Annotated in this window: 15 protein-coding genes, 2 tRNA genes, 3 rRNA genes and 2 pseudogenes; 8 read left to right on the plus strand and 14 right to left on the minus strand. The window is 57.3% G+C overall.

Annotated features, from left to right (window positions below; genetic code table 11):
- Positions 1–78: 78 nt before the first annotated feature.
- The 3 genes and pseudogenes from ACA073_RS22000 to ACA073_RS22010 form a co-directional block, all read right to left on the minus strand.
- Positions 79–687: a methyl-accepting chemotaxis protein gene (locus tag ACA073_RS22000; protein ID WP_497404186.1), complete on the minus strand. Its 609-nt coding sequence runs from the start codon at positions 685–687 to the stop codon at positions 79–81.
- Positions 667–1,431 (minus strand): annotated as a pseudogene (locus ACA073_RS22005) (PAS domain-containing protein); the annotation flags it as partial. The pseudogene ACA073_RS22005 and the gene ACA073_RS22000, both read right to left, overlap by 21 nt.
- A gap of 93 nt (positions 1,432–1,524) precedes the next feature.
- Positions 1,525–2,838: an MFS transporter gene (locus ACA073_RS22010; RefSeq protein ID WP_497399456.1), complete on the minus strand. Its 1,314-nt coding sequence runs from the start codon at positions 2,836–2,838 to the stop codon at positions 1,525–1,527.
- 345 nt (positions 2,839–3,183) lie between these two features.
- On the opposite strand from ACA073_RS22010, the gene ACA073_RS22015 reads away from it, so the two are divergent.
- From ACA073_RS22015 to ACA073_RS22030, 4 genes and pseudogenes are all read left to right on the plus strand, one after another.
- The gene (locus ACA073_RS22015; RefSeq protein ID WP_033061219.1) at positions 3,184–4,602 is read left to right on the plus strand and encodes a short-chain fatty acid transporter; all 1,419 of its coding nucleotides are present in this window, start codon (positions 3,184–3,186) and stop codon (positions 4,600–4,602) included.
- 241 nt (positions 4,603–4,843) lie between these two features.
- Positions 4,844–5,164 (plus strand): hypothetical protein, encoded by a 321-nt coding sequence (locus ACA073_RS22020; protein WP_497399458.1) that lies wholly within the window; start codon positions 4,844–4,846, stop codon positions 5,162–5,164.
- Between the two features lie 182 nt (positions 5,165–5,346).
- On the plus strand, positions 5,347–6,519 hold the full coding sequence (locus ACA073_RS22025; protein WP_497399460.1) for a hypothetical protein: 1,173 nt from the start codon (positions 5,347–5,349) through the stop codon (positions 6,517–6,519).
- A gap of 181 nt (positions 6,520–6,700) precedes the next feature.
- Positions 6,701–7,218: pseudogene (locus tag ACA073_RS22030) on the plus strand (lysine methyltransferase).
- A gap of 6 nt (positions 7,219–7,224) precedes the next feature.
- Here the strand turns inward: ACA073_RS22030 and can are convergent.
- Complete coding sequence (gene can / locus ACA073_RS22035; protein ID WP_461953238.1) at positions 7,225–7,869, minus strand: carbonate dehydratase; 645 nt, start codon at positions 7,867–7,869, stop codon at positions 7,225–7,227.
- Between the two features lie 168 nt (positions 7,870–8,037).
- Between can and ACA073_RS22040 the strand changes: the two genes are divergently transcribed.
- Positions 8,038–8,442: a serine kinase/phosphatase gene (locus tag ACA073_RS22040; protein WP_497399462.1), complete on the plus strand. Its 405-nt coding sequence runs from the start codon at positions 8,038–8,040 to the stop codon at positions 8,440–8,442.
- A gap of 127 nt (positions 8,443–8,569) precedes the next feature.
- Here the strand turns inward: ACA073_RS22040 and rimI are convergent, their stop codons facing one another.
- Together rimI and ACA073_RS22050 are read right to left on the minus strand one after the other, a co-directional pair.
- Positions 8,570–9,022, minus strand: coding sequence for a ribosomal protein S18-alanine N-acetyltransferase (gene rimI / locus ACA073_RS22045; RefSeq protein WP_157709556.1), 453 nt, complete (start codon positions 9,020–9,022; stop codon positions 8,570–8,572).
- Positions 9,015–9,755: an energy transducer TonB gene (locus tag ACA073_RS22050; protein WP_497404188.1), complete on the minus strand. Its 741-nt coding sequence runs from the start codon at positions 9,753–9,755 to the stop codon at positions 9,015–9,017. The genes rimI and ACA073_RS22050 overlap by 8 nt, the downstream gene beginning before the upstream one ends.
- 238 nt (positions 9,756–9,993) lie before the next feature.
- Here ACA073_RS22050 and mksB point away from each other — a divergent pair, with 238 nt between their 5' ends.
- From mksB to mksF, 3 genes are read left to right on the plus strand one after another with little or no spacing between them, the layout of a single operon-like run.
- On the plus strand, positions 9,994–11,271 hold the full coding sequence (gene mksB / locus ACA073_RS22055; protein ID WP_497399464.1) for an Mks condensin complex protein MksB: 1,278 nt from the start codon (positions 9,994–9,996) through the stop codon (positions 11,269–11,271).
- A complete protein-coding gene (mksE, locus tag ACA073_RS22060) occupies positions 11,261–11,962 on the plus strand; it encodes an Mks condensin complex protein MksE (RefSeq protein WP_497399466.1) in 702 nt (233 codons plus the stop codon). Before mksB ends, mksE begins: the two co-directional genes overlap by 11 nt.
- On the plus strand, positions 11,959–14,799 hold the full coding sequence (mksF, locus tag ACA073_RS22065) for an Mks condensin complex protein MksF (RefSeq protein ID WP_497399468.1): 2,841 nt from the start codon (positions 11,959–11,961) through the stop codon (positions 14,797–14,799). The genes mksE and mksF overlap by 4 nt, the downstream gene beginning before the upstream one ends.
- 208 nt (positions 14,800–15,007) lie before the next feature.
- On the opposite strand, the gene ACA073_RS22070 is transcribed toward mksF, so the two are convergent.
- From ACA073_RS22070 to ACA073_RS22105, 8 genes are all read right to left on the minus strand, one after another.
- On the minus strand, positions 15,008–17,311 hold the full coding sequence (locus ACA073_RS22070) for a PqiB family protein (protein WP_497399470.1): 2,304 nt from the start codon (positions 17,309–17,311) through the stop codon (positions 15,008–15,010).
- Positions 17,304–17,927 (minus strand): paraquat-inducible protein A, encoded by a 624-nt coding sequence (locus ACA073_RS22075; protein ID WP_497399472.1) that lies wholly within the window; start codon positions 17,925–17,927, stop codon positions 17,304–17,306. The genes ACA073_RS22070 and ACA073_RS22075 overlap by 8 nt, the downstream gene beginning before the upstream one ends.
- Positions 17,914–18,573, minus strand: a complete 660-nt coding sequence (locus ACA073_RS22080) for a paraquat-inducible protein A (protein WP_497399474.1) — start codon at positions 18,571–18,573, stop codon at positions 17,914–17,916. The genes ACA073_RS22075 and ACA073_RS22080 overlap by 14 nt, the downstream gene beginning before the upstream one ends.
- A 148-nt stretch (positions 18,574–18,721) precedes the next feature.
- A 5S ribosomal RNA gene (gene rrf, locus ACA073_RS22085) occupies positions 18,722–18,837 on the minus strand.
- 154 nt (positions 18,838–18,991) lie between these two features.
- Positions 18,992–21,883: ribosomal RNA gene (locus tag ACA073_RS22090) — 23S ribosomal RNA — on the minus strand.
- 236 nt (positions 21,884–22,119) lie between these two features.
- A tRNA-Ala gene (locus tag ACA073_RS22095) sits at positions 22,120–22,195 on the minus strand.
- A gap of 28 nt (positions 22,196–22,223) precedes the next feature.
- A tRNA-Ile gene (locus ACA073_RS22100) sits at positions 22,224–22,300 on the minus strand.
- Between the two features lie 82 nt (positions 22,301–22,382).
- Positions 22,383–23,919: ribosomal RNA gene (locus ACA073_RS22105) — 16S ribosomal RNA — on the minus strand.
- Together the 16S, 23S and 5S rRNA genes with 2 tRNA genes alongside form the textbook arrangement of a ribosomal RNA operon.
- Positions 23,920–24,330 lie beyond the last annotated feature (411 nt).

Genomic DNA, 24,330 nt, shown 5'->3' on the forward strand with positions numbered 1-24,330 from the left:
CCTGCGGCAGCTCCTACATTGGAATGGCGTACACCCTGTAGGAGCTGCCGCAGGCTGCGATCTTTTAAAGGCTAGCCATCAACTCGACAGCTGATTGGCAAACTGCCCCACCGCATTCACCACTTTCTGCGCGCCGTCCTGAATCTCGACAATCACCGTGCCCGCTTCCGCCGCCAGCGCCAGGCCTTGTTCGGCCTGAAGTTTGCCGTCAGTCATCAGGGACACTGCGTTTCGCGCCATCTCCTGGTTCTTGCGCACCACCAGGACAATTTCGTCGGTGGCTTGGCTGGTGCGCGAAGCCAGTTGCCGCACCTCGTCCGCCACCACGGCAAAACCGCGTCCCTGTTCACCGGCCCGGGCCGCTTCGATGGCCGCGTTGAGCGCCAGCAGGTTGGTCTGTTCGGCAATGCCACTGATGGTTTTGACAATGGTGCCGATCACCAGCGACTGCTCGTTCAGCGCTTCGATGCCGTCGCCGGCGGTTTGCATGTGTTTGGCCAGATCGCGCATCACGTTCACCGCCTGAGTCACCACTGCGTTGCCGCGCTGGGCGCTTTGATCGGTTTGCTGCGAGGTGCCGTAGGCAATGTTGGCCGCTTCGGCGACAGCCTGTTCCTGATTGACCTGATCGGTGATCACCGTGGCGAACTTCACCACTTTGTAGAGCTTGTTATTGGCGTCGACCACCGGGTTGTAGGACGCCTCCAGCCAGACCGTACGCCCGTGGTTGTCGACGCGCTTGAAGCGGCCGGCCACGAATTCACCGGCATTCAGACGACGCCAGAAGTCCTGATACTCGGCGCTGTTGTAATCCTGCGCTTCGCAGAAGGTGCGGTGATGTTTGCCCTTGATCTGCGCCAGGCTGCAACCCATGCCGTTGAGGAACCGCTCATTGGCTGTGAGCACGTTGCCAGCGAGGTCGAACTCGATCACCGCCGTCGAGCGCACCAACGCACCGATCAGGTTCTCGTGCTCACGGGAGGCCTCGATTGTGCGGGTCAGGTCGCTGGAAATAATCGAAAAATGCTTGATCCGCCCGTCCGCGGAACGCACCGGCTGCACGATCGAACGCAACCAGGCTTCCTGGCCATCACCGCGCAGCAGGCGCACCGTACCGGCGAAGTGCTCTCCACGGGTCAGCGCTGCCCTGAAACGGTGGTGAAATTCATCGGACTTCACGTGAAGCGGCACAATGTCTTCGATCGGGCGATCGATCAGGTCGTGGCTCTTGTAGCGCATCTCACTAATGAAATTCTGGTTGGCCGACTGAATCCGCCCATCGGGATCAAGGGTCAGGACCAGCATCTCGCCTTCCAGACTTTCCTTCACTTGCTGAAGGCTGGAGAGTTCTTCGCGAAGAGCCGACAACTCTTGCTTCAAGCGTTTGTTGAACATGGGAAAGCACCGATGGGCAGGGATAGAAAGCGGCATACAGCCTAGCCATCGGCCTTGGGGATTTTTTCTGAAGAGTGTTTCAGGGTTGCCCTACAAAAATAGTTGTCATGTGCGCCGCGCCACCTTCAATCAGATGGCGCCAGCCGCCGGACAATTGCCTGCTCTCGGCATGCGCGCGCCGAAATACAGTGCGCTGCTCACCCCCACCACCCCCATCACCGCGCAGAAAATCACGCAGATCCACGGACTCCACGGCATCAGAGCGATCAGCAACAGCGGTGTGGTACTCGCCCACGCGGCGTAGGCAATGTTGTACGTGAAGGAAATCCCCGAAACGCGAATCCGCGCCGGGAACAGGCTGACCATGACCGAGGGCACCGCGCCGACCACGCCGCAACCGAGGCCGGCAATTGCGTACGCCAGACCGATCCAGTTGCCGCCGATGATCAGGCTGGCATAGAGCACGGCGATGCCCAGCGGCAGCAGCAGGCTATACAGCATCACCGTGCGCCAGGCGCCGATGCGGTCGACCAGCAACCCGGCGAGCACGCAACCGATGTTCAGGAACACGATGCCCAACGCACTCAGGGCGAAGGTGTGGCTGGCGGTCATGCCGAAGGTTTTCTGCATCATGGTCGGGGTGATGACCACGAACACCACCACCGCCGATGTCAGCACGCAGGTGAGAATCATCGCAGGCAGAATCGCCAGACGATGTTCACGCAAGACCGTTCTTAGGGGCAGTTCGACTGCGGCATCACGCTTCGCCTGCATCGCCATGAACACAGGGGTTTCGCTGAGCCAGCGGCGTAGCCAGACACCTATCACGCCAAATACGCCACCCAGCAGAAACGGGTAACGCCACGCGTAATCGAGGATTTCCGCCGGGGTGAACGCCTGCGCCAGAAAGGTCGCCGTCAGGGCGCCGATCAAGTAACCAAAGGTCAGTCCCGCTTGCAGGAAACCGAGCGCGTAACCTCGGTGCGCGACCGGTGCGTGCTCGGCAACGAAGACCCAGGCGCTCGGCACTTCACCGCCCACCGCCGCGCCTTGCAGAATCCGCAGGGCCAACAGCAGCAGTGGTGCGAAATAGCCGATCTGGGCGTAGGTCGGCATGATGCCGATCAGCAGGCACGGCAGCGCCATCATCAAAATGCTCAGGCTGAAGACTTTCTTGCGCCCCAGCCGGTCGGCGAAATGCGCCATCAGGATCCCGCCCAACGGCCTCGCCAGATAACCGGTGACAAAAATCCCGAAGCTTTGCAGCAGGCGCAGCCATTCGGGCATTTCCGGCGGAAAGAACAGCTGGCTGAGGGTCAGGGCGAAAAACACGAAAATGATGAAATCGTAGATTTCCAGCGCACCGCCGAGGGCCGCGAGGCCAAGGGTCTTGTAGTCCGAGCGGCTGAACGGTGCCGGGCGCGAATCGTTATGGGCAGTCATCAAAAGAACTCTGGCGTAGGCAAAAAAACCAAGGCGCCCATGGTCTACGCAAACGCGCCAGCGGACAACCCGTTAGACCATAGTCTCGGCTTGGCAAAACTTCGTCACAAAACGTGACCGATTGATTTACTGTTGGCAGCTGTCCAGACGGGCCTTTGGAGCCAATGCCGATCAAACATCGTAGGAGCGAGCTTGCTCGCGATGGTCGATAACGATTACGCGTGTTTACTGGCTAAACGCGGCGCTCTTAAGTCCATCGCGAGCAAGCTCGCTCCTACAGTAACAACGGCATTAGGCCTCTGCGGCCTTGAAGACCACAACAAACATAAAAATCGAGGTTCTCCCGTGGCTGCTGATATCGAAGATACCCGCTCTGCCCGCTTTGCCCTGCGCTGTTCTAGTTTTGCCGAACGCTGGTTTCCCGATTCCTGGGTGTTCGCCGCGCTGGCGGTGATTATCGTCGCCGTGGCCACCCTGTTCATGGGCGCCAAACCCACCGACGCGGCCATGGCGTTCGGTGACGGGTTCTGGAGCCTGATCCCGTTCACCATGCAGATGGCGTTCGTGGTGATCGGCGGTTATGTGGTCGCCAGCTCGCCCCCCGCCGTGAAGCTGATCGACCGCCTGGCGCGAATCCCGAAGAACGGTCGTTCCGCCGTGGCGTGGGTGGCGCTGATTTCCATGGTCGCGTCGTTGTTGAACTGGGGCCTGTCGCTGGTGTTCGGCGGCTTGCTGGTGCGCGCCCTCGCCCGCCGCACCGATCTGAAAATGGATTACCGCGCGGCCGGCGCCGCCGCGTACCTGGGCCTCGGCGCCGTGTGGGCCTTGGGCCTGTCGTCGTCCGCTGCGCAATTGCAGGCCAACCCGGCCAGCCTGCCGCCGTCGATTCTGTCGATCACCGGGGTGATTCCTTTCACACAAACGATTTTTCTCTGGCAGTCCGGCGTGATGTTGCTGGCGCTGATCGTGATCTCGCTGATCATTGCCTACGCCACCGCACCCGGCCCGAACTCGGCCCGTGATGCCAAAGCCTGCGGCATCGATCCGAGTTTCAATCTGCCACCGCTGCAACCGCGCACTCGTCCCGGCGAATGGCTTGAACATAGCCCGCTGTTGACGATTTTGCTGGTGCTGCTGGCGGCCGGATGGCTGTTCCACGAGTTCTCGACCAAACCGGCGATCAGTGCGATTTCCGGGCTGAACACCTACAACTTCCTGTTCATCATGCTCGGCGCCCTGCTGCACTGGCGCCCACGCAGCTTCCTCGATGCCGTATCCCGCGCGGTGCCGACCACCACCGGCGTACTGATCCAGTTTCCGTTGTACGGCTCGATCGCCGCGCTGATGACCACGGTCAAAGGCACTGACGCGCAGACTCTGGCTCACCACATCTCGACCTTTTTCGTACAAATCGCCTCCCACGACACCTACGCGCTGCTGATGGGCGTGTACTCGGCGATCCTCGGTTTCTTCATTCCGTCGGGCGGCGGCAAGTGGATCATCGAAGCGCCGTATGTGATGCAAGTGGCCACCGACCTGAACTATCACCTGGGCTGGGCCGTGCAGATCTACAACGCCGCCGAAGCCTTGCCGAACCTGATCAACCCGTTCTACATGCTGCCATTGCTGGGCGTGCTGGGGTTGAAGGCTCGGGACTTGATCGGGTTTTCGTTTGTGCAACTGCTGGTGCACACGCCGCTGGTGCTGTTTCTGCTGTGGGCGTTGGGGACGACGCTGACGTATACGGCGCCGGTGATGCCGTAACACACGTGATTGCACCTGCTGTGAGGCAGGTGCGATTCGCTCATACCCGACAGGCTTCGATGACTTGCCGTTTTGAAGCTGATCGTCACTACTCCCCGTGATTTGTCCTACGGACAGGCTCGATTGCGCCTGACATAAATCCCGGTCGGTTCCTATCTCCAAGCCTTGACTCGCTGCGTAGACTCTAACGGCGCACACACTTTTAAAGTCAAAACAGCACTGACCAAGGATGAACACGCAAATGTCTTTTTTATCAAAAACGCTGGAAAACATGATTAACGAAACTTACCAGGACGGTAGCGTTTCAGTCGTTGAATACAAAAATCTGCGTGATGAGGCAGACCGCCGCATGGACGCTGTCGTACGTGAGTTTGGCCTGCACAACAATCTGACCGCTCTTCAAAAAGCGATGGATGTCGTGATGCAATTGACGCAGACGTCCATCATCGATGCAAAAAAAGCCAAGTTGACCGATACCGGAGAGGCCATCGTGAAGGATGCAGTCATTGCACAAGTCGAGTACTTGCGCGCTGGCACCCATCTGGCGTTGAAACTGTTGTAATCCGCAATTCTCGTCCGGCTCGCAGACAGTCAGTCGAGAGCCGGCTTCTATTTCCCAAGTCCTTCTAAAACAACGTGCAGGCTCGATGAAAAAAGTGCGTGCATCCACTTTCCTGTGTAAGGCCGCTGATCCACTATGATGCGTATTCCCTTTATAGGGGCCACGCTGAAAAGGATCTGAGCATGTTCAAACTCGCAGGATTCACCCTCGCTGCTCTCACCCTGAGCACCGTCGCCCACGCCAGTGCCGATCTGAAGCTGGGCAGCACCGAGCGCGTTACCCGGCTGTTCGCCTACCCCAACAACTGCAACGTGATCTGCTTTCGCAACTGGACGCTGGAGCAAACCGTCGAGCATTACCTGACTCAGAGCGTGCAACGCGATGGCTACAGCGACGCAAAGGTGCTGGTCAAAACCGATAACGATCAGCTCTACGCCGAAATCACCGGCGTTCCCAAAGGTTATGAAAAACCGCTGGCAGCGCTGCTCGATGCGGGCGATCTGGCCTACACCGGCGCCAGCAAGCTGAATGCCGACGGCAAGTGGGCTTATAGCTGGTACTTGTTCCTGCCACTGGGCATGGCACTGGAAAACCGTAGAAGTGTCGAGTTGCTGCATTTCCCGCCGGATTACTCGCTGACTCAGGCCCAGGACTACCTGGAGTCCAAGACCACCGATCGTTGGGCCACGCTGCTGACAGTCAACGGCATCCCCGCCGAGCAGACGCCAGCTTTCCAGACCATCATCGACATCGCGCCGATTGCCGCGCCAGCCAGTGCCGGCAAGGATCTGGAAGGGGTTTACGACTACTTCAAGGACTACCAGACCACCATGGTCAAGGAAGTCAGCCAGAACGCCAGCGGTGCCGCGCTGCCGATGGTCGCTTTCGGCGCGCCGGTGCGGAACTGGATCAAGCAACAATACGGGCCGACCGTGAACGTGCTGGGCCTGGCAACCATCAGTCCGAAGGACGGGGTGAAAGTGCCGGTGTTGGGTTCCAACCACCCGAGCTACATCTGGTACGCCGCCGACCCGGCCAGCTATACCGGTAAAGATGCCCAGGCACAGGCCGACGCAGCGGGCCTGAAAGTCATGGGCCAGGACTTGAGTGCCGCATGCTGGCAGGCCGCCATGGGCCGCGACCTCGACAGCAATCCAGACATTGAACTGAGAAGTTGCACCCAAACCTGGCAAGTGGCCCAGGCAGAAAAAACCTGCGAACTGTTCTACACCTCGATCCGCAACCTGACGCCCGGGCAAGCCACGGCCAAGTGCGCGACGACACCAATCAAGTCTCAACTCAAACAGCTCAAAGTCCCGGCGCCTGTGACCGCGGCGCCTGCTGCACATTTGTAAAAAACTGAACAGCGTTCCTGCGTGAGCCGTGGCTGACGTGGGAACGCGCGTTTTTCCTCTGTCAGTTATGACAGTAGACCCGTTGTTTTTTTTGCGAGAGTCTTGAGGCTTACCCATGTGCTGCAGGGCTGACAGGATGTCAGCTGACGGAGGTCGCAGCACCCTGCTGACAAGGATTGTTATGAGAGCCCACGCCGATCAAGGAATCCCACCGCCATCCAAAGGCATCTATCCCTTTGCAGAATTGCCCCTTCGTCTTGGATTCCCGTCCACGGACCACTTTCAAACCCTCTACAACGCTCAAGGGAAGGCAATCGCTGTCGCAGCTCTGTGCGAATTCCCTCGCCTCAGCCGGATGTGCCGGTTTTCCGGACATCTGCTGCCCTATCGCTGCCGACATACCCGACAACTGGCGCCCGGCATCCATGTCCATGATCCGCGCTTATGCGGCCTGCTCAACCATGCCTGCGACCCCAATACCTCGACATGAAAGATCTGTGGTTATGGGCACTGAAAGACATCAAAAAAGGCGATCGACTGACGATGGATTTCGCCGCGACGGAGGATAAGTTGCAGCGGCAGTTTGCCTGCCGCTGTGGTTGTCCCTGCTGCCGTGGCTGGATCTACGGCTACGACGAACCGCCCAATGCCAATGGCCAGCTGTTTTTTCAACACTGGCGTCGACGAAGCCTGAGCTGACAGCTTTTACAACGTCTCGACCGGACGCAAACGGTATTGCGCCGGCAACTGCTCGAAACCGCTGATGGTGGCGTTCAGGCTTTTCCAGCGACCGTCCTTGATGCCGTAGATGCAGCCGTGAATCGACAGTTTCTGTCCGCGGTGCCAGGCGTTTTGCACAATGCTGGTGTGCCCGACGTTGGCCACTTGCTGGATGACGTTGAGCTCGCAGAGACGGTCGACCCGCTCTTCTTCGGTCGGCAACTTGGCCAGCTCTTCGCGCTTTTCATAATAGAGATCACGAATCGAGCGCAGCCAGCCGTCGATCAGGCCCAGCTGACGGTCCTGCATCGACGCACGCACACCACCGCAGCCATAGTGGCCGGTGACGAGGATGTGTTTGACCTTGAGCACGTCAACTGCGTACTGAATCACCGACAGGCAGTTGAGGTCGGTGTGCAGCACCACGTTGGCCACGTTGCGGTGGACGAACAGGTCGCCGGGCAACATGCCAACAATCTCGTTCGCCGGCACGCGGGCGTCGGAACAGCCGATCCACAGGAATTCCGGCGTTTGCTGACGGGCCAGCTTGGCGAAGAAGTCAGGATCTTCTTTGGTGATCGCGTCAGCCCAGCGCTCGTTGTTATCAATCAGATCTTGTAAGTCGTTCATGCAATGAAGCCTCGAGAATGATGCGCTGCTTTGACAGACAACCGTCCGTCGGGGTCACGCGCGAGATGCAGATTGCCGCTGATGCATATTACCTGCACTCCATGCCGGTGGAATTCTGAGGAGCCCAGTGGGTCCACCGTAGTAAGGACCACAGTATGAGGAATAGCCATGACTGATTCACGACGTTCGTACGATGCGGTGCAACCCGAGCCCATCGACGACAACGAAGACCGCATGGGTTCGATGCATGAGCTGGATTTTGATGATGATGATTCCAGCGCCAGAATCGGCGATGAACTGACGCAAAACGAGCGCGAGCGACTAATGCCTCGGGGGCGAGTGCGTGAAGCAGGCATGACCGGCGCCTCGACCGCTGACCATGAATCCACTGACGACGACATGAGCCCGGAAACATTGATCCGTGAAGACGGTGCGCGGGACGCCCATGAGGCGGGTGAAGGTGGCCAGGCCGATTGGGTTTTGAGCATTGTCGATGAAGATGACATCGGCGGGGGCAATGGGCTGGATGAAGAGGAAATGGCGCGGCGGGATCCGATGGATGGGAATCGGTGATCTTGAGCGTCTGATAAACCGCCTTCGCGAGCAAGCCCGCTCCCACATTGGACCTATGTCGCTCACAGTATCGGTATATAGCCCCAATCAAATGTGGGAGCGGGCTTGCTCGCGAAGCTTTTAAAGCTCAATCCACCAAGGTGCAGGCCATGACCACGGCATCTTCCCTGCCGCCCACCGCCGGATAATAATCCCGGCGCCGTCCAATCTCGTTAAACCCATACCGCTCATACAACCGGAACGCCGAGCGATTGCTGTCGCGCACTTCCAGAAAACATTCCCGCGCCTCAGCCTTGTAGGCAATCGACATCAGATGCTCCAGTAGCGTCAACCCAAGTCCACGGCCCTGATTTTCCGGTTTGACGGTGATGTTCAGCAGGTGCGCCTCATCAAGAATGATCTGCACCACGCCGTGCCCGACCTGCTGCTGCCCTTCAAACATCAGCCAGATCTGGTACTTGCCCAGCCCATCGAGAAATATCCCGCGGGTCCAGGGATGGCTGTAAGCCGCGAATTCAATTTTCAGTACAGCGTCCAGGTCCGCCTCGGTCATCGGGCGAAACGATACAGCGTCACTCATTCGATTCTTTCCAGCGCGCCATCAGCCGACGCATGGCTTGCCAGACATCAGCCTTACGCTGTGGCTCTTCCATTAATAATTCCAGACCCGGCAGGGCCCAGACCGAGCCCAGGCCTTCGACCTGGAGTTCACGGTTGAAGGATTCAGCATTCGCCTCGCCGGCAAAACGCACCGCCGGCAGGCCGATCAGCCACACGCAGACGCACGGTGCGTCTTCGAGTCGGGCCGAGAGAAAGCCTTGCACGAAGTCGCGAGCCGCTTCCGGGCCTTGATCCATCGTGCCCCGGGTCAACAGCGGCCAGCGCACCGGTTCGCCGATAATCTGCGGGCTGTCCGGCAGACCGGCGGCGCGCAGTATGTCCTTGAGCAGCAGATACGCGGGATCGCGAGTCTGGAAGGTTTCGCCTGTGGGTAACTCCACCAGCAGCAGGCAGCGACCGGCGCGCAGCAATTGCAGGGCGAAACGCGGTGGCGGCACGATCGGCGCCTTGACCGCGACCGTCGCGACCTCTTCTTCAACCTTGGCGTTTGTGCGCGTACTGGCCAACGATGGCCGAGGCACTTCGATCTTCACCCGTTCGGCCGGTCTGACCACAGGTTCCACCGGCGCATCGACCACTGGAGCCAGCGCAACCGGAGCGACGACCGATGGCTTGGGCATCTCCAGCAGCTCGGGCCGCGAAGGTGCAGCGAAGGGCAATTCTGTGCGCGGCAGCCAGTTGACCACCTGCATGGCGGTCAAATAGGCACGACGACGGGACTCGATTAGCAAAGGTCGGCCACTTGTGGATAACTAAAGTGCGGTGATTCTACCGCCCTTCGCTCAAGATCGCCCGCGCTGTTGATCGATAGACTTCACCGATAGTCTTTCCACCTATGAAAAATGGCGACAGCCCGTCCCGAGAGTGAATCGCATCGGCCCCGATGCAGTACAATCGCGGCTTTTAATCGCCAACCAGCCGGCCATTCCGATGATCGAACCCAAGCGCGTCTTGCGCGCCCTCGCTGAACACTGGGCACTTCTGGAGCCACTGTGCGAGCATTTCGACCAAGGCACACTGAGCCTCAACGAACTGCGCACGCAACTGGCCGCCCAGCAACTCGACAGTACGCCGCAGGACATCACCAGCCTGCTGGACGTGTGGATTCGCCTCGACATTCTGGTTCCCGTGGCGAAAAGCCCGAACCGTTTCGAGCTCAACGCACAGATCCACGACTTTCTCGCTTACCTGCGCCGTGAGCACCGTCTTGGCCTTTGCCTGGAAATCGAAGCCTATCTGCGCCACCTCGAACGCCTGGCCGGTTACATCCAGGACGCCTTCGACATTCGCGACGGCAATGACCTGGCGCGCCAGTTGCGTCTGCTCGACATGCGCGTGCGCGATGTGCTGAAGAAGCTCGCCAACGACGAACAGGCCCTGGTGGCCGTCGCCGAACGCGCCAAGACCAGCGACCGGCAGATTCCGCTGCGTCAGCGTTACGCCGAAGTGCTGGCGACCTGGGACGAATACGTCGAACCGATGATTCAGTTGGTGAACGCCGATGGCGCTTTCGAGCAAGGCGTACGCAAAGTCGAGAATGTACTGCTGAAAATGCTCACCGAGCAGCAACGCCTCGGCCATCTGGTCGACGACGACATGCTGCTGCGCACCCACGCGCGCATCCTCGAAATGCAGACCAGCGCCCAGCTGACCCTGCGTCATGCCCGCGAATTGCTGTTGCCACTGCGTGAAGAAGCGCGCCGGCATAACGCCGTGACCCGTGGCGCCGCGCTGGCCCTCGCGGCTATCCGCCGCAAAGGCCTCGATGCGGTGCCGCAGGCGGCGATGCCGATGTTCACCCGGCCGCAAAGCACCTTCCTCGGCAGCGCCAGTCAGGTCGAAGCCTATGTGTACGCACTGGCCCGATTCGAGCCTAAACCGGCGCGTTTTCCGAAAGCGCACAAGGCCCAGAAAGGCGAAGCCCCGCGCGCGCCACGCACCGTTCGCGAAATGCTCGAACGCTGCGAAGACGCCCTGCCGATGCCGGACCTGATGACCTGGTTGCTGGAGCAGGAACCGGACGGCGCCACCGACGAATTGCTCTACTGGTTCTCGCGCCTGTCGCGTGAGAAACGCTTCAAGCGCGAGCGTCTGGAACGCCGCGATTACCACACTCATGAGCATCAGGTCAGCCTGCGCTCCTTCGCCCTGCTCTCGGCCCGCGACACCGCCGCCGAGGATTCTGCGAGCACTCCACATGCATCTTGATCTATCCGAACTGTCCCAATTGGCACCGATCTTTCGCGAGCTGTTCAAGGGCTACCACGTCAGCCGCCGCGATCCGGAGCTGTACGCGCAACTGTCGAACTTCCAGGACCAGTACCGCACGCTGTTCAAGGCGCTGGGCTTTGAACTGGTCTGCGACACCCGGGGCTTTTACTACTTCGTACCGGACCTCGCTGCGGCGGCGGTGAACAAGACCGCGCAGCGTCTGGCGCTGTTCACCTTCATCCTCGTCGAGCATCTGGCGGATCAGGGCCGTGACCCGATTGCCGTGCTCGACGGTGGCAGCCTCGGTCGCGACGAATTGCCCTCATTGCTGGAAAAGTACCGCGACCTGTTCATCCAGGCGGAAGTGCAGACGGTCGAAGAACTCGAAGAAAAAATCATGCGCCGCATGACTCAGCTCGGTTTCGCCGGTGAAGAAAACGGCATCTATCGTTTCCTGCCACCGATGCACCGCTTCCTCGATGTTTGCCTGTCGGTTCAGCAGGACCGTGACCTGGCCGCCAGCCTGCACAGCGTGCTGCCACTGCCGGCTCCCGTGCTGATCGACGACGACAGCGACGAAAATCTGCTGCAAACCGATGACCCGCTGGACCTCAGTGACTTCGAAGAAGAAAGCGAAGAAGACGCCATGGCCCGCGCCATTGCCGAAGAACAGGAGACCGACGCATGAGCAAGGAACGCTACGGCATTCGCCGCTTTGCCCTTTTGAACACCGCCGGTTACAGCCTCGGCCTGTTTCCTCTGGAAGAACCGCTGTCGGTCTACGGCGCGAACAACCTCGGTAAATCCGCCTCGATCAACGCCTTGCAGTTCCCGATTCTGGCGCGCATGTCGGACATGAGTTTTGGCAAGTACAGCCTGGAACAATCCCGTCGTTTCTACTTCGCCTCGGATACCAGTTACATTCTGGTCGAAGTCTCGTTGCCCCACGGCCCGCACGTGATCGGCGTGGTCGGTCGCGGCCCGGGCGGTGGATTCGGTCACCAGTTCTTTGCCTACGCTGGCAAACTGGATCTGGCTCATTACCAGAAAAACGATACCTGCCTACGCCAGAAAGAGCTGTTCAACAACCTTGAACGCGAAGGCCTGAAAGCCTACGAGCTCAAGCCGGATGAACTGCGTCGCTTGCTGGTCGGCGGCCACACGTCGATCCCGCTGGACCTGACCCTGATTCCGCTGCGTTCTACCAGCGAACAGAGCCTGAAGACCTTCCGCGCCCTGTTCATCAACCTGCTGCACATGCGCGAAATCACCGCGGCCAAGCTCAAGCAACTGTTCCTCGATGCGTTCGAACACAGCCTGCGTTCCGGCAGCGTCGATTACATCGCCGCGTGCGAAGAAGCGTTCCGCGATGTACGACGCATGGAGCAGGACTACAACTCGCTGGTCACCGCCGGCCCGTTGGTTGAAGCGCTCGCAGCAGGCGTGACCCAGCGCAATATCTTGCGTGGCAAGCTACACCGGATCTCGCCGTTGCTCGACTCCCTGCTCGGCACCTGGTCGGACTACGCCAGTGCACGCAAGGAAGAGCTGACGATTCAGGCTGAGCATTACCGCAACGAACAGGACGCGCTGCAAAACGATCAGCGCGGCGGCACTCAGGAACTGATGCGTCTGGAGCGGGAAATCACCGGCATCCAGCGCTGGCTCGGTGAACTGTCGGCGCTGAAGAATCGCTTCGCGCTGGTCGATGACGTCAAGGTGCTTGAGCAGCAACTGCTCGCGGCCAAGGATGCTCACGATGAACTGGCCGGTGCGTTGGCGCAGTCGCGGCAGTTCTCTGCCGAAGATCTGGAAGAACGTCTGCGGGATCTGGAAAAACGCCTGAAGTCGGTCAAGCAACAACTCGATCATGCCGACAACAACAGCTACGCCCGCCTGCGCGAAGAGTTTTCGCAACAGGATGTCGAGCGCCTGATGCGCCTGTTCAACAGCGCGCTGTTCAGCCTGCCGTTGGGCGAACACGGGATTGCGCTGGACGAGGACGGTCAGTGGGTCAAATCCATGGAGCTGATCCTCGACGGTTTCAAAGGCGAGCGCTTTGAAGTGCCGGGCCTGTCCATCGACCTCTCGCACATCGAGCCTCCAGCGTTGCAGGCCCTGGCTGACCGCGCGGCATTGCGCGACCAGAAAGAGCGGCTGGAAAAAGAACTCAAGCAACTGAAAACCCAGCAGGCCGTTGCAGCCGACCGCGCCGCGAGCAAGACCCAGACCGAAGCGCTGTACCAGCAAGTGCTGGATGCGCAGAAAGCCCTGGAAGATTTCCGTCGCTCGCAAACGCTGAGTGCGGAAGAAGGCGACAAACTTGAGCAACTGGCGCAGATGGAAGCGGCGCAGGACGAATTGAAGCGCTCCAGCGATGCCTTCACCGAGCGCGTCCAGCAACTGTCGGCCAAGCTGCAACTGGTCGGCCGGCAGATCGGCGACATGGAAGCCAAGCAACGCACCCTCGACGACGCCCTGCGCCGCCGTCAGTTGTTGCCGGCAGACATGCCGTTCGGCACGCCGTTCATGGACCCGATCGACGATTCCATGGACAACCTGCTGCCGCTGCTCAATGACTATCAGGACAGTTGGCAGGGCTTGTTGCGCAGCGACGGTCAGATCGACGCGCTGTACGCTCAGGTGCGCCTCAAAGGCGTAGCCAAGTTCGACAGCGAAGACGATATGGAGCGTCGCCTGCAACTGCTGATCAATGCGTATGCGCACCGCACCGACGAAGCACTGACCCTCGGCAAGGCGCGCCGTGCGGCGGTCACCGACATCGCCCGGACCCTGCGCAACATCCGCAGCGACTACGACAGCCTCGAACACCAACTGGCGCTGTTCAACCGCGAGATCAACAAGCGTCAGGTCTCCAACCTGCAGAGCTTCCGTATCGTGCTCGCGCCGAACAAGGAAGCGTTGAAGCACATCGACCAGATCATCCATAGCGCCGGTCAGTACGAAGAAGGCGAAACCCTTTCCGTGTTCGACCTGAGCCAAAGCGCCGATCAGGACAACAAAAACGAAGAAGCCAAGGAATACCTGGCACGGCTGGTGGCGGCGAACCACAACCAGCTTGGTCTCAAGGACTTGTTCGAACTGGCGTTCGAGATCACCAAGGTCAACGGCCAGCCGGTTATCCACACCGACATCGACGGCGCCGCGTCCAACGGCACGACGATGACCATCAAGGCGCTGACCAACATGTACTTGTTGCTGCACTTGATGGACCGCGACCAGGCCGGCCGCGTACGTCTGCCGTACTACCTCGACGAGGCCGCGGACATTGACGAGAAGAACCAGGCAGCACTGCTGGAAACCAGTTTGCAACTGGGCTTCGTGCCGATTCTGGCCAGTGTGAAGCCGCAGGTTTGCGCCAGTGTTGCTATTGACCTGGAAGGTGGCAGCGGGCCGAACGGGATCTACATTGATGAAGCGGACTGGAAGTACATCCGTCGTCACGATGAGGTGAAGGCTGTGGTTAGCGTAGAGGCGGATGAACCGGAGCTGGATGCGGTTTGATTTGACTTAATCCTGAGCAATAAAAAAGGCCGCGATCCAAATGGATTGCGGCCTTTTTTATGGCGTGGGATTTGTTGTGGACTTTAGGGCCTCTTCGCGGGCAAGCCCGCTCCCACAAGGTTCGGTGTTGATCACAAATTTTGTGTTCACATCAAATCACTGTGGGAGCGGGCTTGCTCGCGAAAGCGTCATCCCTGACGCCAATAAACTATTTACCGAGCGAAATCTTCGGCGCCCAGGTCAGCCATTCATCTTCAAACTTGTCGAACAACGGGAACGTCTGCTCAGACCGTGCCGGGCTGCCCATGCGATCACCATCCGGGGTGGCGAAAGCGATGCCACCCTGAATCAGCGTCTCAAGCGATTCAGTGCGCACCGTCGCACCTTTGAACAAACCGTAGTCGAAACCAAAACCGCTGGTGTTCCAGAAACGTGAACCGCTGCGCACCAATGGCGCGTACTTCGGTTCGATCAGAATGTGCACCAGAACACGGTCAGCGGTCTGGCCGAGTTCATAACCCGTCACCTTACCCACGGTGACCTCGCGATACGTCACCGGCACACCGGTTTTCAACGATCCACGGCGAGCGGCGCTCAGGACCAGGCTTAAACCGGCTTCCTGTTTGAAGGCCTCCGGCGGATTGGCCAGAGCCACGAAGTTTTTCTGCGGACCAAGGTTCTTCGCTGCTGGCTGCACTTCGATGTACTGACCAGTCACCAGGGTTTCGAGGTTCGAGGTTTTGATCAGACCCAGCTCGGGTTTGACCACCCAGAACTGACTGCCTTCCCGGGCAATGCGCTCCGGCACTTCGGTGATCCGCGCGGTGAGCAACACCGATTGCAGGTCATCGCTGAGGTCGACGTCTTCAACCTTGCCGACATCCAGGCCTTTGAATCTCACAGGAGTGCCGCTGCGCAAGCCATCAGCGCGATCGACCTTGATCGTGACCACGGCACCTTTCTGGTTAGCCTCGTCATGGCTGGCGAACAGACGGAAACGCGGAATGCGTTTTTGCAATGGCGCTTTGGCTTGCGGGGTTTCGAAGGCAATACCGCCGGCCATCAGGCTTTGCAGCGACTCACTTTTGACCTGGATTCCACCGGTCAGCCCACCCGTGAGCGTAATACCACTGGCGTTCCAGAAACGGGTCGAGGCGTTAACAAGCCCTTCGTATTCCTTCTCGATGTGCACGCCGATCACCAATTGTTTCTTGGTGCGCGAGAACTGATAGCTCTGTACCGAACCGACCTTGACCTGCTTGTAGAGGATCGGGCTGCCGACCTCCAGTGAACCCAGGTTCTCGGTGAACAACACCAGGTGCAAGCCCGGCGATCGCAAGTCCAGCGGCGGCGCCTTGGCCCGTGCCACAAATTCGCGTTGCGGCGCTGCGCCTTTATCGCCGGGACGCACGGCGATGTAGTTACCTTTGACCAGCGCCTCGAGCCCCGTGATACCCGCGAGGGAGATCGACGGTTTGACCACCCAGAACTGAGTGCCCTCGACCAGATAATCTTCAGCCAGTGGATCAAGGGTCAATTCGGCAGTCGCACTAGACAAATCAGGATCGACCTTCAGCGCTTTCAGATTGCCAACCTGAATCCCTTTGTACATCACCGGCGTGCGACCGGCCTGCAGACCTTCGAAATCGCTGAGTTTGACCTTGACTCGAATGCCGGCCGCGGCCGCATCAAAGTCTTCGTAGAGGCGGAACGGCAGGCTCGGATCGGTGGGCGGGCTATCCTTGCGGTTTTCCGGCGTGGCGAACGCGATACCGCCGGCGACGATGCTGGCCAGGGATTCGCTGCGCACTTTCACGCCGGACAGGTTAGCGTCGATGCTGATGCCGCTGGCATTCCAGAAACGGGTGTGTTTGCGTACCAGCTTGGCGTAGGTGGGCTCGATGAACACTTTGAGCTCAACGGTGCTTTGGTCTTCGGACAACAGGTAGCTTTTGATCTGGCCGACCCTGATCTGCTTGTAGAACACCGGACTGCCGCGGTTCAGCGAACCGAGGCGATCAGCCTTGATGGTCAGGTGCAGACCGGGCTGGGCGTCGGACAGCGGCGGCTCTTCGGCCAGCGCCTTGAACTTGCGCGTGGGCTCACCTTCGCCCGGACTGATCGCGACATAGTTACCGGAGACCAGGGTTTCCAGCCCGGTGATACCGGCCAGGGTCACGCTCGGTTTGACGAGCCAGAAGCGCGTGCTAGTGCGCAGGTATGGCTCCACGTCCTTGTTCATCTCGACGGTGGCAATCACTCCTTTGGAGGCGCCTTCGTCGTCGAGCGTGAGGGTTTTCACCTTGCCGACCGACATGCCTTTGTAAACGACTTCAGTCTTGTTGGCCTGAATGCCCTCACCACTTTCGAAACGCACCTGAATCTCGATGCCGGTTTCGGTGTAGGCACGCCAGCCGAGCCAGCCACCAATGATCAGGGCGATCAGGGGCAACACCCAAATGGCGGACCAGTTCGAGGCCGGTCGGGTTTTCGCTGTAGGCAAATCAGTCATGGTCGTCGTCCGACTCCGTGTTATCCCAAATCAGTCGGGGATCGAAAGTTACTGCGGCAAGCATCGTCAGAATCACCACAGTGGCGAAAGCGATGGCGCCAAGATTGGCTTCGACACTGGCAAGCCGTCCAAAATTCACGACCGCCACGAGGATGGCGATCACAAAAATATCGAGCATCGACCAGCGGCCGATGAACTCGATAAAGCGGTACATCCAGATACGTTGGCGTGCCGAAAGCGGCTGACGGCGCTGCACTGAAAACAGTAGCAAGGCGATGCCCACGAGCTTGAACGTTGGTACCAGGATACTGGCGATAAAAACCACGGCGGCGATTGGAATCATGCCGTGTTGCACCAGTTGGATCACACCGGACATGATGGTGCTTGGATCACCGTGACCGAGAGAGCGGACAGTCATGATCGGCAGCACGTTGGCCGGAATGTAGAGAATCGCCGCCGTGATCAGCAACGCCCAAGTACGAACGAGGCTATTCGGTCGGCGGGCATGAACCAGCGCACCACAGCGGGTACAGACCTGCTCGTCGGCGTCAGCGTCCTGCTTGTTCAACTCATGGCATTCGGTACAAATCAGAATGCCTGCATCAATCGCCCGCATGGGCATCTTCTCCTGATAAAGCCTGCCAGATCTGATGAGGTGACATCACAACCTCCAGCCAAACCTGGACCAACAACAAACCGATAAAGCACGCCAAGCCGAGACCGATAGTCATTGCTGCCATATCTGCCAGTTTGACGATCGCCACCAGAACGCCCATGAGGTAAACCTCTAGCATCCCCCAATCTCGTAGATGGTGATAAATCCGATAGAGCAGTAACCCGTAACTTCGGCCAATATCAAAACGAATACTCAGCAGCACGGCCAGTTGGCAGAGCAGCTTGAGTAGCGGGATTCCCATGCTGCACAGAAACACGACGACCGAAACACCTTGCATCCCGGTATCGAACAGGCCGACAACGCCGCTCCAGACAGTGTCTTGTGACGACTGTCCGAGTAGATTGAGCTGCATGATGGGTAAAAAGTTCGCCGGGATGTACAACAACAGCGCGGCGATGACCAAGGCGAGACTGCGTTGCACAACATTGTGCCGATGAGCATAGAGCTCGTAGCCGCAGCGCGGACACAGGGCTTTCTCGCCATGGGCGAGCTTGGGCTTACGCATCAGCAAGTCGCACTCGTGGCACGCCACCAAGTCGTCCAGCGGTAATTCTGACAGCCCGGAGGCGTCAACCGGATCTGGCATAAAGGCTCTGACTCCGAAAAAGTTCGACCTATTCTAGTGTCATGAGTCGAAAATAACTGTGCAAATTTGTGCTGGACAGGATCTGGCTTTTATTCCTGACAAAACAAAACCCCTACCTGCATACGCAGATAGGGGTTTCGGAATTTAATCTTGACGATGACCTACTCTCACATGGGGAAACCCCACACTACCATCGGCGATGCATCGTTTCACTGCTGAGTTCGGGATGGGATCAGGTGGTTCCAATGCTCTATGGTCGTCAAGAAATTCGGGAGCCAGGTCGTGGGCCTTTGCAGGTTCACGCTCCAGCGAATGGGTATGCGATAGTTTGTGTGTTGCTCTCGAACTTTCGGTTCATTGCGTCTTCACACACCGCAATCTGATGCTCTCTCGAGTAGTCAAATTGCTTGGGTGTTATATGGTCAAGCCTCACGGGCAATTAGTATTGGTTAGCTCAACGCCTCACAGCGCTTACACACCCAACCTATCAACGTCGTAGTCTTCGACGGCCCTTCAGGGGACTCAAGGTCCCAGTGAGATCTCATCTTGAGGCTAGTTTCCCGCTTAGATGCTTTCAGCGGTTATCTATTCCGAACATAGCTACCCGGCAATGCCACTGGCGTGACAACCGGAACACCAGAGGTTCGTCCACTCCGGTCCTCTCGTACTAGGAGCAGCCCCTCTCAAATCTCAAACGTCCACGGCAGATAGGGACCGAACTGTCTCACGACGTTCTAAACCCAGCTCGCGTACCACTTTAAATGGCGAACAGCCATACCCTTGGGACCGGCTTCAGCCCCAGGATGTGATGAGCCGACATCGAGGTGCCAAACACCGCCGTCGATATGAACTCTTGGGCGGTATCAGCCTGTTATCCCCGGAGTACCTTTTATCCGTTGAGCGATGGCCCTTCCATACAGAACCACCGGATCACTAAGACCTACTTTCGTACCTGCTCGACGTGTCTGTCTCGCAGTCAAGCGCGCTTTTGCCTTTATACTCTACGACCGATTTCCGACCGGTCTGAGCGCACCTTCGTACTCCTCCGTTACTCTTTAGGAGGAGACCGCCCCAGTCAAACTACCCACCATACACTGTCCTCGATCCGGATAACGGACCTGAGTTAGAACCTCAAAGTTGCCAGGGTGGTATTTCAAGGTTGGCTCCACGCGAACTGGCGTCCACGCTTCAAAGCCTCCCACCTATCCTACACAAGCAAATTCAAAGTCCAGTGCAAAGCTATAGTAAAGGTTCACGGGGTCTTTCCGTCTAGCCGCGGATACACTGCATCTTCACAGCGATTTCAATTTCACTGAGTCTCGGGTGGAGACAGCGCCGCCATCGTTACGCCATTCGTGCAGGTCGGAACTTACCCGACAAGGAATTTCGCTACCTTAGGACCGTTATAGTTACGGCCGCCGTTTACCGGGGCTTCGATCAAGAGCTTCGCGTTAGCTAACCCCATCAATTAACCTTCCGGCACCGGGCAGGCGTCACACCCTATACGTCCACTTTCGTGTTTGCAGAGTGCTGTGTTTTTAATAAACAGTCGCAGCGGCCTGGTATCTTCGACCGGCATGGGCTTACGGAGCAAGTCCTTCACCCTCACCGGCGCACCTTCTCCCGAAGTTACGGTGCCATTTTGCCTAGTTCCTTCACCCGAGTTCTCTCAAGCGCCTTGGTATTCTCTACCCAACCACCTGTGTCGGTTTGGGGTACGGTTCCTGGTTACCTGAAGCTTAGAAGCTTTTCTTGGAAGCATGGCATCAACCACTTCGTGTTCTAAAAGAACACTCGTCATCAGCTCTCGGCCTTGGAATCCCGGATTTACCTAAGATTCCAGCCTACCACCTTAAACTTGGACAACCAACGCCAAGCTGGCCTAGCCTTCTCCGTCCCTCCATCGCAATAACCAGAAGTACAGGAATATTAACCTGTTTTCCATCGACTACGCTTTTCAGCCTCGCCTTAGGGACCGACTAACCCTGCGTCGATTAACGTTGCGCAGGAAACCTTGGTCTTTCGGCGTGGGTGTTTTTCACACCCATTGTCGTTACTCATGTCAGCATTCGCACTTCTGATACCTCCAGCAAGCTTCTCAACTCACCTTCACAGGCTTACAGAACGCTCCTCTACCGCATCACCTAAGTGATACCCGTAGCTTCGGTGTATGGTTTGAGCCCCGTTACATCTTCCGCGCAGGCCGACTCGACTAGTGAGCTATTACGCTTTCTTTAAAGGGTGGCTGCTTCTAAGCCAACCTCCTAGCTGTCTAAGCCTTCCCACATCGTTTCCCACTTAACCATAACTTTGGGACCTTAGCTGACGGTCTGGGTTGTTTCCCTTTTCACGACGGACGTTAGCACCCGCCGTGTGTCTCCCATGCTCGGCACTTGTAGGTATTCGGAGTTTGCATCGGTTTGGTAAGTCGGGATGACCCCCTAGCCGAAACAGTGCTCTACCCCCTACAGTGATACATGAGGCGCTACCTAAATAGCTTTCGAGGAGAACCAGCTATCTCCGAGCTTGATTAGCCTTTCACTCCGATCCACAGGTCATCCGCTAACTTTTCAACGGTAGTCGGTTCGGTCCTCCAGTTAGTGTTACCCAACCTTCAACCTGCCCATGGATAGATCGCCCGGTTTCGGGTCTATTCCCAGCGACTAGACGCCCTATTAAGACTCGCTTTCGCTACGCCTCCCCTATTCGGTTAAGCTCGCCACTGAAAATAAGTCGCTGACCCATTATACAAAAGGTACGCAGTCACCCAACAAAGTGGGCTCCCACTGCTTGTACGCATACGGTTTCAGGATCTATTTCACTCCCCTCTCCGGGGTTCTTTTCGCCTTTCCCTCACGGTACTAGTTCACTATCGGTCAGTCAGTAGTATTTAGCCTTGGAGGATGGTCCCCCCATATTCAGACAAAGTTTCTCGTGCTCCGTCCTACTCGATTTCATGACCAAGAGATTTTCGCGTACAGGGCTATCACCCACTATGGCCGCACTTTCCAGAGCGTTCCGCTAATCTCAAAGCCACTTAAGGGCTAGTCCCCGTTCGCTCGCCACTACTAAGGGAATCTCGGTTGATTTCTTTTCCTCAGGGTACTTAGATGTTTCAGTTCCCCTGGTTCGCTTCTTAAGCCTATGTATTCAGCTTAAGATACCTAACTTATGTTAGGTGGGTTCCCCCATTCAGACATCTCCGGATCACAGTCTGTTTGCCGACTCCCCGAAGCTTTTCGCAGGCTACCACGTCTTTCATCGCCTCTGACTGCCAAGGCATCCACCGTATGCGCTTCTTCACTTGACCATATAACCCCAAGCAATCTGGTTATACTGTGAAGACGACATTCGCCGAAAATTCGCGATTAAACTCACAAATTTTACCTTAGCCTGATCCGTTACCAGTGAAAGTAACGTTCAGTCTATCTTTCTATCACATACCCAAATTTTTAAAGAACGATCTAGCCAAAGACTAGAAATCAACATTCACCATGATCACCATGGAATGCTCATTTCTAAGCTTTCAACAAACAGAAGCAGTAGTGGTGGAGCCAAACGGGATCGAACCGTTGACCTCCTGCGTGCAAGGCAGGCGCTCTCCCAGCTGAGCTATGGCCCCGTATTGCTACAGGTTCCCACACAAAAATTGGTGGGTCTGGGCAGATTCGAACTGCCGACCTCACCCTTATCAGGGGTGCGCTCTAACCAACTGAGCTACAGACCCAATTTCGGGCTGCTTCTTATCGTCTTCTTCAATGAATCAAGCAATTCGTGTGGGAACTTATGGAGCAGCTGATGTCGTCGATTAAGGAGGTGATCCAGCCGCAGGTTCCCCTACGGCTACCTTGTTACGACTTCACCCCAGTCATGAATCACACCGTGGTAACCGTCCTCCCGAAGGTTAGACTAGCTACTTCTGGTGCAACCCACTCCCATGGTGTGACGGGCGGTGTGTACAAGGCCCGGGAACGTATTCACCGCGACATTCTGATTCGCGATTACTAGCGATTCCGACTTCACGCAGTCGAGTTGCAGACTGCGATCCGGACTACGATCGGTTTTGTGGGATTAGCTCCACCTCGCGGCTTGGCAACCCTCTGTACCGACCATTGTAGCACGTGTGTAGCCCAGGCCGTAAGGGCCATGATGACTTGACGTCATCCCCACCTTCCTCCGGTTTGTCACCGGCAGTCTCCTTAGAGTGCCCACCATTACGTGCTGGTAACTAAGGACAAGGGTTGCGCTCGTTACGGGACTTAACCCAACATCTCACGACACGAGCTGACGACAGCCATGCAGCACCTGTCTCAATGTTCCCGAAGGCACCAATCCATCTCTGGAAAGTTCATTGGATGTCAAGGCCTGGTAAGGTTCTTCGCGTTGCTTCGAATTAAACCACATGCTCCACCGCTTGTGCGGGCCCCCGTCAATTCATTTGAGTTTTAACCTTGCGGCCGTACTCCCCAGGCGGTCAACTTAATGCGTTAGCTGCGCCACTAAGAGCTCAAGGCTCCCAACGGCTAGTTGACATCGTTTACGGCGTGGACTACCAGGGTATCTAATCCTGTTTGCTCCCCACGCTTTCGCACCTCAGTGTCAGTATCAGTCCAGGTGGTCGCCTTCGCCACTGGTGTTCCTTCCTATATCTACGCATTTCACCGCTACACAGGAAATTCCACCACCCTCTACCATACTCTAGCTTGTCAGTTTTGAATGCAGTTCCCAGGTTGAGCCCGGGGCTTTCACATCCAACTTAACAAACCACCTACGCGCGCTTTACGCCCAGTAATTCCGATTAACGCTTGCACCCTCTGTATTACCGCGGCTGCTGGCACAGAGTTAGCCGGTGCTTATTCTGTCGGTAACGTCAAAACAGCAAAGTATTAATTTACTGCCCTTCCTCCCAACTTAAAGTGCTTTACAATCCGAAGACCTTCTTCACACACGCGGCATGGCTGGATCAGGCTTTCGCCCATTGTCCAATATTCCCCACTGCTGCCTCCCGTAGGAGTCTGGACCGTGTCTCAGTTCCAGTGTGACTGATCATCCTCTCAGACCAGTTACGGATCGTCGCCTTGGTGAGCCATTACCTCACCAACTAGCTAATCCGACCTAGGCTCATCTGATAGCGCAAGGCCCGAAGGTCCCCTGCTTTCTCCCGTAGGACGTATGCGGTATTAGCGTCCGTTTCCGAGCGTTATCCCCCACTACCAGGCAGATTCCTAGGCATTACTCACCCGTCCGCCGCTCTCAAGAGAAGCAAGCTTCTCTCTACCGCTCGACTTGCATGTGTTAGGCCTGCCGCCAGCGTTCAATCTGAGCCATGATCAAACTCTTCAGTTCAAACATCTTTGGGTTTTTAAGAAACCCTAAACTTGGCTCAGCAATCGTTGGTTACATCTTTGATTTCTCGCGGAGTAACTTGTGATGCTGATAATCTTGTTGACTATCAGTCTGACTCCACAAGCACCCACACGAATTGCTTGATTCAGTTGTTAAAGAGCGGTGGTTAAGATCTTTCGTCTCAACCGAGGCGCGCATTCTACAGCGCCCTCTGTATCTGTCAAGCGGTTATTTTCCGAAGTTTTCAAAGTTTCCTTTGCAACTTCAACCACTTGCGCTTCCGATCTCTCGTTAGCGGGAGGCGAATTCTACAGCGTTACTCGCTGCTGTCAACACCTCTTTTTCTCCGCTTTCGACCGAGACGATCGAATCGTCAAAAGAGCCCAACAACACCGCTCTTTCAACTCCTTC

The sequence above is a fragment of the Pseudomonas sp. LBUM1670 genome (assembly GCF_059695695.1).